Here is a 14,524-nt window from a genome sequence, read left to right on the forward strand (position 1 = left end):
ATGTATCAACTCCATTTCTAAACGTTGTACGTTTATCATTTCCTTTTTCGTAAAGACTATGTATAGCGGTGCATTTATGAAGGGTAAAGGTGGACTCCAAATGGATTTGAAGTTGAATTATACTGAACTTATAAAGAAGTTAATCGTTGTAATCATCGCAGGTTTATTAAACGCGATTGGGATGAATTTATTTTTAACGCCAGCGAAAGTGTATGCGAGCGGCTTTGCTGGATTGTCTCAATTATTATCACAAATATTAGGTGATTTTTTATCGATTCACATATCTACGGGAGTATTGTTTAGCTTATTTAATATTCCTGTCGTTATTTTAGCGTGGAAAAAGGTTGGAAAGGCCTTCACCTTTTTTAGTTTTCTTTGTGTTATATTTATGACTTTGTTTCTAGAAATCATCCCTGTTAGAGCGGTTTCGAATGATATCATATTAAATGCGATTTTTGGCGGGATTATTTCGGCAATTGGAGTAGGGATTGCTTTAAAGTGGGGTGCTTCTACAGGTGGATTAGATATTATCGCCATGATTTTATCAAAAATAAAAGATAAGCCTGTCGGTACATACTTTTTCTTTTTTAATGCAATTATCATTATCGCTGCTGGCTATGTATATGGATGGGAAAAAGCGTTATATACGTTAGTGACTTTATATGTATCAACGAGAATTATTGATGCAATTCATACTCGTCATGTAAAGATTACAGCATTAATTGTTACGAAGAATGGGGCGGACGTAAGAAAGGCGATTCACTCGCGATTAGTAAGAGGAATTACAACGATACCAGCAACAGGTGCTTATACGAATGAAAATAAAGAAATGTTAATGATGGTTATTACCCGTTACGAGTTATACGAATTGGAGAGGATTATTAAACAAGTGGACCCAGGTGCATTTACAAATATACTGCAAACAGTTGGGGTGTTCGGATTGTTTCGGAAAGATTAAAGAGGACCAAAGTTGGTCCTCTTTTTTAATGTACATTCGTAATGTTTTGCAATTGCTCTTGCATTTCACGGAGCTGAACTTTTTCAGCAGTTGAAGAGTTTGCGTAAGCGGATTGCAAAGCATTTTTTGCTCTATATACGAGATCTTGTTGCTCAGTACCGCTTGAACAAGATACGGCATTTTCAACAGCATCTCTAGCTTGTTGGAATAGTAAGTTCCCCATTTAAACCCCTCCAAAAGAAGAGTTACTTCTTGCCTTTTCTGCCTCAGCTAATGTACCTCTGTACGGGAATCTTGCATCATGCTTCATAACAGCATCGGCTCCTTGTTGGATAAAACGTTTTGATTTGTTCTTTTTACCCATTCGAAAAACCCCCTTTATTTAGCTGAAAACAATCGACGCGATGTCTTATGCGTCTATTTATAGTATGGGCATTTGGCAGGAAACTATAAGTAGGGAATTTTTAGATTACAACCCAAGAACCTCTTCTAAATATAAAGCAATACCATCTTCTTCGTTCGTTAACGTAGTATGGTTTGCGAGTGATTTTAATTCAGGGATGGCATTTCCCATTGCGATGCCGTGACCAGCAAATTCAATCATTTCAAAATCATTATCTTCGTCACCGAAAGCGATAATTCGCTCTTGTGGAATGTTGTAATGACTGGAAATTTTTTGTAATCCGACCGCTTTATTTAATCCGCTTTTTACAATTTCAATAATCGGCCAAGGTGCACCCCATTTTCTATGGTCGATTACTTCCGCATGCATATCAGTTAAATGTTGACGAATTGCAGTAGAATGCTCGTCATGTGCGTCAATTAATAAGCAAGTTGGATGGTCATTTAAAATATTTAATAAGTCTCCTGTAAAAATCTTAGGAGAACCGAATTCGAAAATGTGTTTTTTATCTTCATCAATTTCACGAACATACACATCATCCATAACTTCAGCGTATATATTTTTTACGCCGAAATCAAAACAAGCTCGTACAATTTCTTGCGCTGTTGCTAGCTCAAGAGGAGAGTGATGTATACCCCAGTTTGAATCAAGAGGATGGTGCACGTACGCACCGTTAAAGTTTACGATAGGTGTATTCAGACCTAGTTCTTTATAGTAATCATAACTAGCGCGGAATGGACGTCCTGTTGAAATAACGACAACGTGTCCTTGTTCCTTTGCTTTTGCAATTGTATGTTTCGTTCGAGTGGAAATTATTTTGTTGTCTGTTAATAAAGTGCCGTCTAAGTCTAATGCGATTAAATGTTGTTTGTTCATAATTTCACCTCTTATAATAATTTTTTTGTTTCTATCTGTATTTCCGTTTTTAATATGCAGAAATAAGAGGTTAGACTGGGTGAGACCACCATAGATGGAGATTTCACTATATATCCATCTTACGTCGCGAAGTACTACGGTGTCTACTATTTCTCGTTGGAAATTAAGAAAAGTCAACATCTTTTTAGAAAGTTCAAATAATGTTTCTTTCATTATGTACAAAATGTGAAAAGGGTTACATTGCTCGTATGATGAGGCATATAATGAACATGTAATCTTCTCGTATATGTTTGACTCTCCTTTGAAACTAGCCTAGAGTAGGTTGGTTTCTTTTTTTCTACAGATAGGAAAGGAATTCCTTCCTAAGCTTGTGTCATTCATGTATATGTACAAGAATGAGATGTAGTACTTGTTTCCTAAACATGACAGAAAACCTTTCTTTTAAAATGGATATACTAATGAGGCAAGACGTCATGGAAGGAGAATGAAGATGGGACAAAATCGCAGGTTTCGTTCTGGACAAAAAGCGCCAAATGATGGCATTTACGTAGAAATTGGTGAAACGGGAAGTATGGTAAAAAATCCGCAAATGGTACAATTAACTGCCGGTGAAAAGTTTCCAGATAACACGAATCATAACCGCCAGTGGACATATAAAAGAAAACCGTAACAGAAGCCGCAATCTTTATTGCGGCTTTTTTGTTGTTACATAATGTAGTTTCATTTATCGTACTTTTTTAAATAGCATAATGAATGCTCCTTTTTTCTTTTTCCAATAATAAGTTTGAAAATGCATAGGCGAATTTATTGTATAAAAAAGTCAGTTGGCGTATAATTAAATCAAAGGTCAAAGAAAGTCAAACGTTTGGAGGGCTGTAAAGATGGACTTAAATCAAATGACAACAAAAACACAAGAGGCGATTATGAGTGCCCAATCTTTAGCGGTATCTCATCATCATCAAGAAGTAGATACTGTTCATCTCTTGTTTACATTATTAGAAGAGCAAGATGGGTTAGCAGTGCGTATTTTTCAAAAAATGAATGTCGATATAGAAGCGTTAAAGCAAGGCGCCGAAAGTTTAATTAAGAAAAAGCCTTCTGTAACGGGAAGCGGTGCAGAAGTAGGCAAATTATATATAACAGGTGCTCTGCAACAACTATTTGTAAGAGCAGGAAAAGAAGCAGAGAAATTGCAAGATGACTACATTTCAGTGGAACATGTATTGCTTGCTTTTTCTGAAGAAAAAGGCGATATCAATCAATTATTTACAAGATTTCATATTACGAAAGATAACTTATTACAGTCTTTAATGACAGTTCGGGGGAATCAAAGAGTGACTAGTCAAAATCCAGAAGCAACTTATGAAGCGTTAGAAAAATATGGCCGTGATTTAGTGGCAGAAGTGAGAGCAGGGAAAATTGATCCTGTTATTGGCCGGGATAGTGAAATTCGACGTGTCATTCGCATTCTTTCACGTAAAACGAAAAACAACCCTGTTTTAATTGGTGAGCCAGGTGTTGGTAAAACAGCAATCGTTGAAGGGTTAGCGCAGCGTATTGTGAAAAAAGATGTACCTGAAGGGCTAAAAGATAGAACGATCTTCGCGTTAGATATGAGTGCGCTCGTAGCTGGTGCGAAATTCCGTGGTGAGTTCGAAGAGCGTCTGCAAGCTGTATTAAATGAAATTAAAAAGAGTGAAGGGCGTATTTTATTATTTATTGATGAACTTCATACAATCGTTGGCGCCGGTAAAACAGAAGGTGCGATGGATGCAGGGAATATGCTAAAACCAATGCTTGCGCGTGGTGAACTGCATTGTATCGGGGCGACGACATTAGATGAATATCGTAAATATATTGAGAAAGATCCAGCGCTAGAAAGACGTTTCCAACAAGTATTAGCAGAAGAACCAACTGTTGAAGATACGATTTCCATATTACGTGGATTAAAAGAGCGTTTTGAAATTTATCACGGTGTAAATATTCATGACCGTGCGATTGTTGCAGCGTCAGTTTTATCAGATCGATATATTTCAGATCGATTCTTACCAGATAAAGCAATTGACCTTGTTGATGAGGCGTGCGCAACAATTCGTACAGAAATTGATTCTATGCCAACAGAATTAGATGAAGTAACGCGTCGTATTATGCAGTTAGAAATTGAGGAAGCAGCTCTTGGAAAAGAAACAGATCGTGGTAGCCAAGAACGTCTTAAAACGTTGCAACGTGAACTATCAGATTTAAAAGAAGTTGCAAGTGGTATGAGAGCGAAATGGGAGAAAGAAAAAGAAGACATTCACAAAGTTCGTGACTTACGTGAACATTTAGAACGTCTGCGCCGTGAATTAGAAGAAGCAGAAGGTAATTACGATTTAAATAAAGCGGCCGAACTTCGTCACGGGAAAATTCCAGCAATTGAAAAAGAGTTAAAAGAAGCGGAAGAAATGGGCGCGCATAATAAACAAGAAAATCGTTTATTACGTGAGGAAGTAAGTGAAGAAGAAATTGCAGATATTGTTTCACGCTGGACTGGTATTCCTGTTGCTAAACTCGTTGAAGGTGAACGCGAGAAATTACTACGCTTAGAGCAAATCTTATCAGAGCGTGTCATCGGACAAGAGGAAGCAGTAAGCTTAGTATCAGACGCGGTTCTTCGTGCTCGCGCTGGTATTAAAGATCCGAACCGCCCGATTGGTTCCTTTATTTTCTTAGGCCCTACGGGTGTTGGTAAAACAGAACTTGCAAAAACGTTAGCGCAGTCTTTATTCGATAGTGAAGAGCAAATGATTCGTATTGATATGTCTGAGTATATGGAGAAACACGCAGTGTCACGCTTAATTGGTGCACCTCCTGGATATGTAGGATATGAAGAAGGCGGTCAATTAACAGAAGCGGTAAGACGTAAACCATATTCCGTTATTTTATTAGATGAAATTGAAAAAGCACATCCAGAAGTATTCAACATTTTATTACAAATGTTAGATGATGGACGCATTACAGATTCGCAAGGACGTACAGTGGACTTTAAAAACACAGTTATTATTATGACTTCAAATATTGGATCTGCTCATTTACTAGATGGATTAGAAGAAGATGGCTCGATTAAAGAGGAATCAAGAGACCTTGTAATGGGGCAATTAAGAGGACATTTCCGCCCTGAATTTTTAAACCGTGTTGATGAAATTATTTTATTTAAACCTCTTACAACGAATGAAATTAAAGGTATTGTTGATAAAATTGTAAAAGAATTACAAGGGCGTTTAGCTGACCGTCACATTACAGTAGAATTAACAGACGCAGCAAAAGAATTCGTTGTAGAAGCTGGCTTTGATCCGATGTATGGAGCTCGTCCATTAAAACGATACGTACAACGTCAAGTGGAAACGAAATTAGCGCGAGAATTAATTGCAGGAACAATTACTGACAATAGTCACGTAGTTGTCGATGTAGAAAATAACGAATTAGTTGTTCATGTGAAATAAAAATAAAAAAGAGTTCGGATAAAATCCGGACTCTTTTTTTAGTGTTGTTCTACTGGCTCGTTTGGAATTGCAGCTGAAATCGCTAGTACTAATACAGCAAGAACAACTGAGAAAATAGACGCTTGGTTAAAGTCGTATGTACCGCCAGTCATAGAGCCGATTACATAGCTCATCATATGTACAAGTAAGAACGACCAAATTAATGCCCAAATGAAACGCATATTTTACACCTCTATTCGTTCAATCTGTCCTTATTGTAACACAATTGAAAAAAGAATATAGAAAAATATTTGTAGATTTTTCAACGCAAATTTGCATTCCGTTCATACATTATAAAAGAGTGGTTTTATATGTTTAGAAAATAAGGCGGGGGAAAAATGAGTATTACGGAACGTTTTTTTTACTTAGAAAAAGAACCATGTGTCATTTATTTACCGGAGAAGCCAAATGGATTTTCGGTTATGCTCCTCGGTGATTACAACTACTTTATTGAGAATGGTACAAGTTTATGGACACAGCATGCGGGAAGATCTTATTTTTTACATGGCCTTATTGAGGAAGGCTACACGGTCTTTTCTTCTAATTTATACGGAAGGCACTGGGGAAACGACCAATCTGTTCGTCTAGCAAAACGTTTATATGATGTTGTTTTGAGAAAAGAGACGTTAAATGCGAAAATGCACATAATGGCAGATGGTATGGGTGCGCTTGTAGCACTTGAAATGATGAACAAATACCCTGAATGTATTCGTTCTGTCATTATGTTGAATCCGTGTTTAGATTTACCAGAATATGTGGAATTTGAGAAAGAGCATAAGTTTTTTTACAAAAGATTAGTGAAGGAATTAAGTTTGGCGTATGATGCCAAAGAGGAAGAGTTAGATTTAAAAATAAATAAGAAATCATTTACGCTTCTTCCATCTTGTGTACCTGTCAAAGTTTTCGTATCAACACAAGAAAAAAGAGGAAGAAAACAACAGTTGCGTAAATATGAGAAAATGAGGCAATTAAATCAATGCGATACTTCTGTCTTGTTCCATCTGCAAGATGTGAAATATAAAATGGTTAGGCAAACGACTGATTTCTTTAAAAAATATGAAGAAGAATTGTGAAGCTCCCATATACATAAATGAGGAGCTATTTGTTTCAAGGAGAAAGGGTTGGTGGTATGGAACGCGTGCTGATAATAGGTGCACTTACGTTTGTAGGTTATCACCTTGTGAATAAAATGATCGCAGAAGAAGTAGAAGTGTATGGTCTTGATTTTGATGAATTCAATAGTATGACCAAAATTAATGAAGAGAAGTTATTGTTAATTGGGCGAAATGCGTTATTTACGTATTATTCGATAAGAGATGAAGATGGATGGAGATTAGTAGAGGAAGAGAGATTCGATACTGTTTACTTTTGCTTATATGAGCCAAATCAGCAATGTGGGTTTCGGAATGAAAGAGTCATATTACAATATTTAAAGCGAATTATAAGAATGTGTGAAGAACAAAAATTGAAGTTAAATTTAATTTCTTCTATTGAAGTAGGTAGTACAGATGAATCGGAAAATAAGCGCATATTTTTGAAAGTAGAAGAAGGATTGAAAAAAGGGGATTTACAATATAGTGTATTTCGAGTTCCTACATTATATGGACCGTGGCAACCGTCTTTTATGATGTATCATCAGCTCATTTTATCAGAACTGGATGAGAAAGAGTGCTATTATGCGAGTGAGGAAAACGGAAGTGATCTACTGTACGTGGAAGATGTATGTGAATACTTATGGGAAAATGGAATGAACGAGCAGCATCTCGGTATATACAATTTGCTTAGTGGTAAAAAATCATTATGGAAAAAAGGTATGAACCTTTTACGCGCGGATGATAAAGTAAATAAAGATAATAACGAAGTAAGAGATGAGGCTATCGAGGTAATTTCGATAAAAAGAAATACTCCGTTAGAATACGGTTTAAATAAGCAACTGGCACACATGAAAAAATATAAAGAGTTATACGAAGGGTAGCACGCGTGTTACACTATTGTATGTGAAAGTTTTAATGGAGAGGAAGAGTATAATATGAACGAAAAAAGCATGCAGTTTTTACAAATCGCAATGAAGCATTTACCAGAAGCAAAGGCCATTTTAGATGATAATGGAATTGCGCTTGATATGGAGAAAGCACAACCAGTATTAGAGTTATTGATGAAAGTTATGAACGAAGCATATGAGCTTGGGAAAGCAGATCAACAATAAAACCCTTTCTTTTTGAGGAGAAAGAGGCTCGAACCGTCGAGAGAAGCGGTTCGAGCCTTTTTATATTTCAAAAGAAACAGGAAAGGTATGTTTCTGTTTCTTTTAATAAACAATAAAGTGAATAATGCCTAGCTTTATGTTTTAGCTGAAATATATTCTAGACAAAAATACATTTATGTTTTAAAATTAGTACCAAGTCATAATAATTGATATAAAACGGAGGGCTGCGATGTGAACGTGGGCATTTTAGGGATCGGAAGATATGTGCCGGAAAAAGTAGTCACAAATCACGATTTAGAGAAGATAATGGATACATCCGATGAATGGATTCGTACGAGAACGGGAATTGCCGAAAGACGCATTGCCGATGATACAATAGATACTTCGTATATGGCCGTAGAGGCTGCTAAAAAAGCACTTGAAGATGCAGGGGTTAGCGGAGAAGATATCGATCTTATTTTGGTGGCGACAGTAACACCAGATCGTGCGTTTCCAGCAGTAGCTTGTGTCATTCAAGAAGCGATTGGAGCGAAACATGCAGCTGCAATGGATTTAGGTGCAGCATGTGCTGGTTTTATGTACGGAATGATTACAGCGCAGCAATTTATTCAAACGGGAACTTATAAAAATGTATTAGTAGTTGGTAGTGATAAACTATCTAAAATTGTAGACTGGAATGATCGAAATACAGCGGTACTATTTGGAGACGGAGCCGGTGCTATCGTAATGGGAGCTGTTTCAGAAGGAAGAGGCGTTCTATCTTTCGAATTAGGAGCAGACGGAAGTGGCGGTAAGCATCTTTATCAAGACGAGTATGTTATGATGAATGGCAGAGAAGTGTTTAAATTTGCCGTTCGTCAACTTGGTGAATCTTGTCTTCGCGTGCTGGATAAAGCTGGTCTTACGAAAGAGGATGTGGATTTCTTAGTACCGCATCAAGCGAACATTCGTATTATGGAATCTGCAAGAGAGAGATTAAATTTACCACAAGAAAAAATGAGTATGACAATTGAAAAGTTTGGTAATACATCAGCTTCTTCAATTCCAATTGCAATGGTAGAGGAATTGCAAAATGGACGTATTCAAGATGGTGATTTAATTATACTTGTTGGTTTTGGCGGCGGATTAACATGGGGAGCAGTTGCTCTTCGTTGGGGTAAATAAGGACTGAGAGAAAAAAAGGAGTGTATTTTGTATGGAAAAAAAGAGGGTCGTAATTACAGGACTAGGAGCTGTTACACCGATCGGTACAGATGTTGAAACAGCGTGGGAAAACATTAAAAAAGGTGTATCTGGAATCGGACGACTTACAAGAATTGATCCGGAACTATTTCCAGCAAAAGTAGCAGCAGAAATTAACGACTTTGAAGTCGAGAAATATATTGATAAAAAAGAAGCGCGCCGTATGGATCGCTTTACACAATATGCAGTAGCAGCAGCGAAAATGGCAGTTGCAGATGCAAAGCTTGAAATTACAGAAGAAAACGGACCTCGAATTGGTGTATGGATTGGATCTGGTATTGGCGGTATGGAGACATACGAAGAACAATTTAAGATTTTTACTGAGAAAGGTCCGCGCCGTGTGAGTCCATTCTTCGTGCCGATGATGATTCCAGATATGGCAGCAGGTCAAGTATCAATCGCAACAGGAGCGAAAGGAATTAACACTTGTTCTGTAACGGCTTGTGCATCTGGTGCAAACTCAATTGGTGATGCATTTAAAGCAATTCAGCGTGGTGATGCTGATGCAATGATAACAGGCGGAGCTGAAGCGCCGTTAACAAGTATGGCATTCGCAGGATTTAGCTCAGCGAAAGCATTAACATTTAATGAAGACCCAGCAACGGCTTGCCGTCCATTTGATAAAAACCGTAGCGGTTTCGTAATGGGTGAAGGTTCAGGTATTTTAATTCTTGAAGAATTAGAGCACGCATTAGCTCGTGGTGCTCACATTTATGCGGAAATCGCTGGTTACGGTGCAACTGGTGATGCATTCCATATTACAATGCCGGCTCCTGGTGGTGAAGGCGGCGTGCGTGCAATGCGTCAAGCTTTAGCAGATGCAGGTCTACAACCAGAAGATATTGATTACATTAATGCGCACGGTACAAGTACGGATGCGAATGAAAAGTATGAAACGATGGCAATTAAAGAAACGTTCGGTGAGCACGCGTACAAAGTAGCAATTAGCTCAACGAAATCAATGACAGGTCACTTATTAGGAGCAGCTGGTGCTGTTGAAGCGATCTTCTCAATTAAATCAATTACAGACGGAGTAATCCCTCCAACAATTAACTATGAAACACCAGATCCAGAATGTGACTTAGATTACGTACCGAATCAAGCGAGACAACAAGAAGTAAATGCAGTATTAAGTAACTCACTAGGATTCGGTGGTCATAACGCAGTATTAGTATTTAAATCGTATAAATAATAGATGAAATAAGGAGTTTTTTCGTAGCATATTACGAAAAAACTCCTTATTTATTTTTACGTCTTTTTCTCCTGTAGCATATACATAAGAAAAAAGGAGGGATAAAGATGGGGGTTATTGAAACAGCTGAATGGCTACATTTATATTATGGACGGCCAGAAAAACTTTGTGAGAAATTTACGAAGTATATTCCGTTGCCAAAAGAAAGGTTGTATCGCTTTTTAATTTCAAAAGGGATGTATCGTCCGGTCATGCATGGGGAAAAGGAAATTAAAGAATTAGAGGAAAAGGAAATTTGGAAAGAGTTGAGCTTGGAGTATGATAAATTGAAAAATTGGTTGAAAGGTCCGGATGTCCCTGTCTTTATTTTATTATCAGATTCCTATAATCGAACTGTACAAGAAGAGTATAACGGTAGGGCTGGATTATCTATGCGTCATGTTATTTTCTTATTCGTATGTGGACGGAATTCGGTGGAAGAATTAAAGGTGTTATTGGCGCATGAATATCATCACATATGCAGGTTACATCAAATTGAGACGAAAGAAACAGAATATACATTACTTGATACGATGATTATGGAAGGATTAGCTGAGCAAGCGGTAACGGAAAGATATTCAGAAAAAAACAATGCACCGTGGACGATGTATCTTTCAAAAGAAGAGGCTATTTATTATTGGAAAAATGTTGTACATGAAAGAATAAGTATAAAACGAGGAACAAGGGAGCACGACATCTTATTAAATGGATTTCACTCTTATCCAAAGATGCTTGGCTATGCGCTTGGATTTCATATTGTCAAAGATTGTGTAACATTGGAAGGAGAAGATACACTTTCTTTATTATCTATAGATGCAAAAGAAATATTGAATAAAGCAAATACATTTCATATATAAAAAACAGGAGCTCTATTTCCTGTTTTTTTTTAGTATTAATAGAAGAAAAATAATAATTAGAATATATTTCCTTAGGTGGAATAAAGTTAAGAAAAATTGAACATAATGATTGATACAAACAGTAGTGAAGTGAGGGGTAGTGAATGTTATATCTACATGATGTATGGGTAAATTGGTTTGAAGGTGAAGAGAATGGGTATAACGTTTGTCATTTTTACGAATGGCGGAAAGATGATACGATTGAGCTATTAGATCAAGTGCCATTATTAAAAGTAGATGCCACATTATATCATTACATCGAGGACGAATTGTTAGAGCTTCCGCAAAAATTGTTGGAAGACGTACATCATAAGGCTTATATTCGTAAAAATCATGAACGTTTGCAGCAAGAGTATTGCTTTGTTGTTACAGATGGAAAAGGAATTATTGCGATTGATACAATTGGTTACAATGTACCTATTCGTAAAAGCAGACTTATACCACGCCAAGAGCAGATGGTATATGAGATGGTAGAAAACGTACAAGCAGAAAAATATGAGTTCCAAGTAGAAGAAACAGAAAAAGAACACCACATTTTATCACCATCGCCTTTCATTATGAATGGCTTGACTCGTAAAGAAAGACAGCTAAAACAATTATTATTTATGGCGTTAGATCAATTACATACAACGAAAAATACAGCAGAGATTCGCTATTGGTACACAGAGTGGGATCCATCAGCATATGGAACGGTTCAACATATGGAGTTCGAGGATATTTGGGCTAGACTGTATGATGAAGCGAAAGCTGGCTGGTCTGAGAAACATGAACAATTATGCGAGCGTCTCGTAAAAGGACAGCCATTTTTTGAAAAGTTATGGGAAATGGAAAATGAGCAAAAGGTAAATTAAAAAACCGCCAATTGGCGGTTTTTTAATTTTGTAGAAATCCAGCTCCAGCGGCAAGAATGTTCGGTGGCTTCGCGCCTTCCTACGAGGCAAAAAACGCCTCGTAGGAAGGAGCTCCATCCCCCTCACATTCTAAACGAGCCGCTTCCGCTTTATATGTAATCTAGCTCCGGCTCCTAGCCCTTCGCGTCTAAGAACCTTCCCCACGAGAAGGTAAAAAGCACCTTCTGTGGGAAAGAACTTTAGCCGTCAGGGCTAAGCAGTCGCCTCCGCTTTTTATGTTACCTACGTTTTCTGCTTAGTCCCATTGCGTTTTCTACTTTGCGTAGTTGTTTGAATGCAACGCGGTTTGCTTTTTCTGCACCTTTGTCTAGAATTTCGTCTAGTTCTGGTGAGTTGATTAGTTCGTTATATTTGTCTTGGATTGGACGAATTGCTTCTACGACTACTTGAGCCAGGTCGCCTTTGAAGTCTCCGTATCCTTTTCCTTCGTACATTGCTTCAATTTCTTCAACTGTTTTTCTAGAGAATGAAGAGTAGATTGTTAATAAGTTAGAGATTCCAGGTTTGTTTTCTTTATCAAATTTCACGATACCTTCAGAATCAGTTACGGCACTCTTAATTTTCTTTTCAATTGTTTTTGGTTCATCAAGCATACTGATCATTGATTTTGGATTTGGATCAGATTTACTCATTTTTTTCGTAGGTTCTGTTAGTGACATAACGCGAGCTCCTACTTTTGGAATACGAATTTCAGGAATTGTGAACACTTCACGGAAGCGTTTGTTGAAACGCTCTGCTAGGTCGCGTGTTAATTCCATATGTTGCTTTTGGTCATCACCAACCGGTACGATTTCAGTGTTGTAAAGTAAAATGTCAGCAGCCATTAGTGGTGGATATGTAAGTAATCCAGCTGGAACTGAATCTCTACCAGAAGCTTTATCTTTATATTGCGTCATACGCTCTAATTCTCCAACGTAAGCAACAGATTGCATGATCCAACCTAGTTGAGCGTGTGCTGGTACTTCTGATTGTACAAATAAAGTAGCTTTTTCAGGGTCAATGCCACATGCCACATAAAGTGCAGCAAGACTGCGGATGTTTTTACGAAGTTGTACGGGATCTTGAGGTACTGTAATCGCATGTTGGTTTACAATACAGAAATAACAGTCGTGTTCATTTTGAAGCTCTGTAAACTGCTTCATTGCTCCTAAATAGTTTCCAAGTGTAATCGTTCCACTTGGCTGAATACCAGAAAAGATAACTGACATAAGTAATTCCTCCTAAAATTGAATGCGTGATGGGGGAAGAGAAGGCAAACAAAAAAGCCCATTCATCCCAAAAACTATAGGGACGAATGGACCGCGGTACCACCCTAATTATTTCACTACTGTGAAATCTCTCTAATCCATAATAACGTTTGGATATAACGCCAAAGCCTACTACTTTCGGTTCGGTTTGGTGCTCAAAAGCCCATTCCATACTGTACAATTACTTGTTCACACCGACCACAAGCTCTCTGAAATTGCCTCAATATGTACTCTTCTTTATCATCGCATACATATAAATTTATTTATTGTTACTTGAGCTCTTTTAATATGAAAGAACTAAAGTTTTATAACAAAATGTTTTGCTGATTATTATATCATATGGGATAGTGTTTGCAAACTACATCAAAATAGTAAAGCTAATGAGGGTCGAGAACAACCCAAGAACGATACCTGTAATACAAATTGGATATGTCCATTTGAATGAATATGTTTTATAAATACGTTCTTTCTTATCTGTAGGTTCCTCGACTTCTTCAATTAAAGAGTCAATCTTTTTGTTCGTACCAAATACTCTTTGGAATGCGTAAATGGTTACATTGAAAAAACCATTTTGAAATATGTATAAAAAACCGCCGGTAAGAATAAAAAACAGTGCAATATAAAACAAGATGTTGACAAAATTCAACAAAAATTGCGATGAAATGAGGAATGCGCTAATACTAGAAGCGATGATCGCTATGAAAATTAGTATACAAGTATGAAAAAAAACTTTATTCAAAATGTTCCCCTCCGTCAAAATATTACTAGAATTATTATACTATAAAAGCTATAATATGTACCAGAATTAATTTTTTGAAAATTATACGCAATTAAAGGTCTGATTTCAAGATGATGGTAGCAATGTTAACGTATCCCTTTACAAAAAAATAAAAATATAAACATTTTATTAAAAATTTTAACAAAAAAACAAAAAACTATATTCACAATTGTTATATTATATGTATAATGAAAATTGTAGAAACTTGGAGATTATTCTTTCAATTCTACTTTTTAACAGGTGAGGGTACAGGAA

The 14,524-nt window shown here is 37.0% G+C and carries 16 protein-coding genes and 1 other annotated feature; of the genes, 10 read left to right on the top strand and 6 right to left on the bottom strand.

The genetic code is table 11. The features are described from left to right. Nucleotides 1-100: 100 nt before the first annotated feature. Nucleotides 101-958, top strand: a complete 858-nt coding sequence (locus MHI26_RS06130) for a YitT family protein (RefSeq protein WP_000364431.1) — start codon at nucleotides 101-103, stop codon at nucleotides 956-958. A gap of 25 nt (nucleotides 959-983) precedes the next feature. On the opposite strand, the gene MHI26_RS06135 is transcribed toward MHI26_RS06130, so the two are convergent. The 3 genes from MHI26_RS06135 to MHI26_RS06145 all read right to left on the bottom strand — a co-directional run bounded on the left by MHI26_RS06135 (nucleotide 984) and on the right by MHI26_RS06145 (nucleotide 2,237). Next, on the bottom strand, nucleotides 984-1,181 hold the full coding sequence (locus MHI26_RS06135; protein WP_000527408.1) for a DUF3813 domain-containing protein: 198 nt from the start codon (nucleotides 1,179-1,181) through the stop codon (nucleotides 984-986). Next, on the bottom strand, nucleotides 1,182-1,322 hold the full coding sequence (locus MHI26_RS06140; protein WP_000516816.1) for a hypothetical protein: 141 nt from the start codon (nucleotides 1,320-1,322) through the stop codon (nucleotides 1,182-1,184). A gap of 105 nt (nucleotides 1,323-1,427) precedes the next feature. Continuing rightward, nucleotides 1,428-2,237 carry a Cof-type HAD-IIB family hydrolase gene (locus tag MHI26_RS06145; protein ID WP_001041241.1) on the bottom strand — a complete coding sequence of 270 codons (810 nt, stop codon included), beginning with the start codon at nucleotides 2,235-2,237 and terminating at the stop codon, nucleotides 1,428-1,430. A 490-nt stretch (nucleotides 2,238-2,727) separates the two neighbouring features. Between MHI26_RS06145 and MHI26_RS06150 the strand changes: the two genes are divergently transcribed. After that, the gene (locus MHI26_RS06150) at nucleotides 2,728-2,907 is read left to right on the top strand and encodes a YjzC family protein (protein ID WP_000531422.1); all 180 of its coding nucleotides are present in this window, start codon (nucleotides 2,728-2,730) and stop codon (nucleotides 2,905-2,907) included. Between the two features lie 211 nt (nucleotides 2,908-3,118). Continuing rightward, a complete protein-coding gene (gene clpB / locus MHI26_RS06155) occupies nucleotides 3,119-5,719 on the top strand; it encodes an ATP-dependent chaperone ClpB (protein ID WP_000365378.1) in 2,601 nt (866 codons plus the stop codon). A 38-nt stretch (nucleotides 5,720-5,757) separates the two neighbouring features. Here the strand turns inward: clpB and MHI26_RS06160 are convergent, their stop codons facing one another. After that, on the bottom strand, nucleotides 5,758-5,940 hold the full coding sequence (locus MHI26_RS06160) for a YjzD family protein (protein ID WP_001211116.1): 183 nt from the start codon (nucleotides 5,938-5,940) through the stop codon (nucleotides 5,758-5,760). A 156-nt stretch (nucleotides 5,941-6,096) separates the two neighbouring features. On the opposite strand from MHI26_RS06160, the gene MHI26_RS06165 reads away from it, so the two are divergent. The 7 genes from MHI26_RS06165 (at nucleotide 6,097) to MHI26_RS06195 (ending at nucleotide 12,184) form a co-directional block, all read left to right on the top strand. Beyond that, complete coding sequence (locus tag MHI26_RS06165; RefSeq protein WP_000028706.1) at nucleotides 6,097-6,831, top strand: hypothetical protein; 735 nt, start codon at nucleotides 6,097-6,099, stop codon at nucleotides 6,829-6,831. Between the two features lie 29 nt (nucleotides 6,832-6,860). Continuing rightward, nucleotides 6,861-7,733 carry an NAD-dependent epimerase/dehydratase family protein gene (locus MHI26_RS06170; RefSeq protein ID WP_061666480.1) on the top strand — a complete coding sequence of 291 codons (873 nt, stop codon included), beginning with the start codon at nucleotides 6,861-6,863 and terminating at the stop codon, nucleotides 7,731-7,733. A 54-nt stretch (nucleotides 7,734-7,787) separates the two neighbouring features. After that, nucleotides 7,788-7,964, top strand: a complete 177-nt coding sequence (locus MHI26_RS06175; RefSeq protein ID WP_001003335.1) for a ComZ family protein — start codon at nucleotides 7,788-7,790, stop codon at nucleotides 7,962-7,964. A 231-nt stretch (nucleotides 7,965-8,195) separates the two neighbouring features. Further along, entirely contained in the window at nucleotides 8,196-9,128 is a 933-nt protein-coding gene (gene fabH / locus MHI26_RS06180; RefSeq protein ID WP_001100531.1) for a beta-ketoacyl-ACP synthase III, read from the top strand. Nucleotides 9,129-9,159: 31 nt separating this feature from the next. After that, complete coding sequence (gene fabF / locus MHI26_RS06185) at nucleotides 9,160-10,398, top strand: beta-ketoacyl-ACP synthase II (protein WP_000412645.1); 1,239 nt, start codon at nucleotides 9,160-9,162, stop codon at nucleotides 10,396-10,398. A gap of 107 nt (nucleotides 10,399-10,505) precedes the next feature. Continuing rightward, nucleotides 10,506-11,294: a DUF2268 domain-containing protein gene (locus MHI26_RS06190; RefSeq protein ID WP_000538198.1), complete on the top strand. Its 789-nt coding sequence runs from the start codon at nucleotides 10,506-10,508 to the stop codon at nucleotides 11,292-11,294. A 143-nt stretch (nucleotides 11,295-11,437) separates the two neighbouring features. Next, nucleotides 11,438-12,184, top strand: coding sequence for a YjbA family protein (locus tag MHI26_RS06195; RefSeq protein ID WP_000966118.1), 747 nt, complete (start codon nucleotides 11,438-11,440; stop codon nucleotides 12,182-12,184). Nucleotides 12,185-12,462: 278 nt separating this feature from the next. On the opposite strand, the gene trpS is transcribed toward MHI26_RS06195, so the two are convergent. Both trpS and MHI26_RS06205 read right to left on the bottom strand, forming a co-directional pair. Next, nucleotides 12,463-13,452, bottom strand: a complete 990-nt coding sequence (gene trpS / locus MHI26_RS06200; protein WP_000110995.1) for a tryptophan--tRNA ligase — start codon at nucleotides 13,450-13,452, stop codon at nucleotides 12,463-12,465. Nucleotides 13,453-13,527: 75 nt separating this feature from the next. After that, nucleotides 13,528-13,744 (bottom strand) — a binding site (T-box leader). A 105-nt stretch (nucleotides 13,745-13,849) separates the two neighbouring features. Further along, nucleotides 13,850-14,230: a DUF3899 domain-containing protein gene (locus MHI26_RS06205; RefSeq protein WP_061666482.1), complete on the bottom strand. Its 381-nt coding sequence runs from the start codon at nucleotides 14,228-14,230 to the stop codon at nucleotides 13,850-13,852. Nucleotides 14,231-14,524: the final 294 nt, after the last annotated feature.

This window comes from Bacillus sp. FSL K6-1218 (assembly GCF_038006445.1).
In the GTDB taxonomy this organism is placed as follows: domain Bacteria; phylum Bacillota; class Bacilli; order Bacillales; family Bacillaceae_G; genus Bacillus_A; species Bacillus_A thuringiensis_S.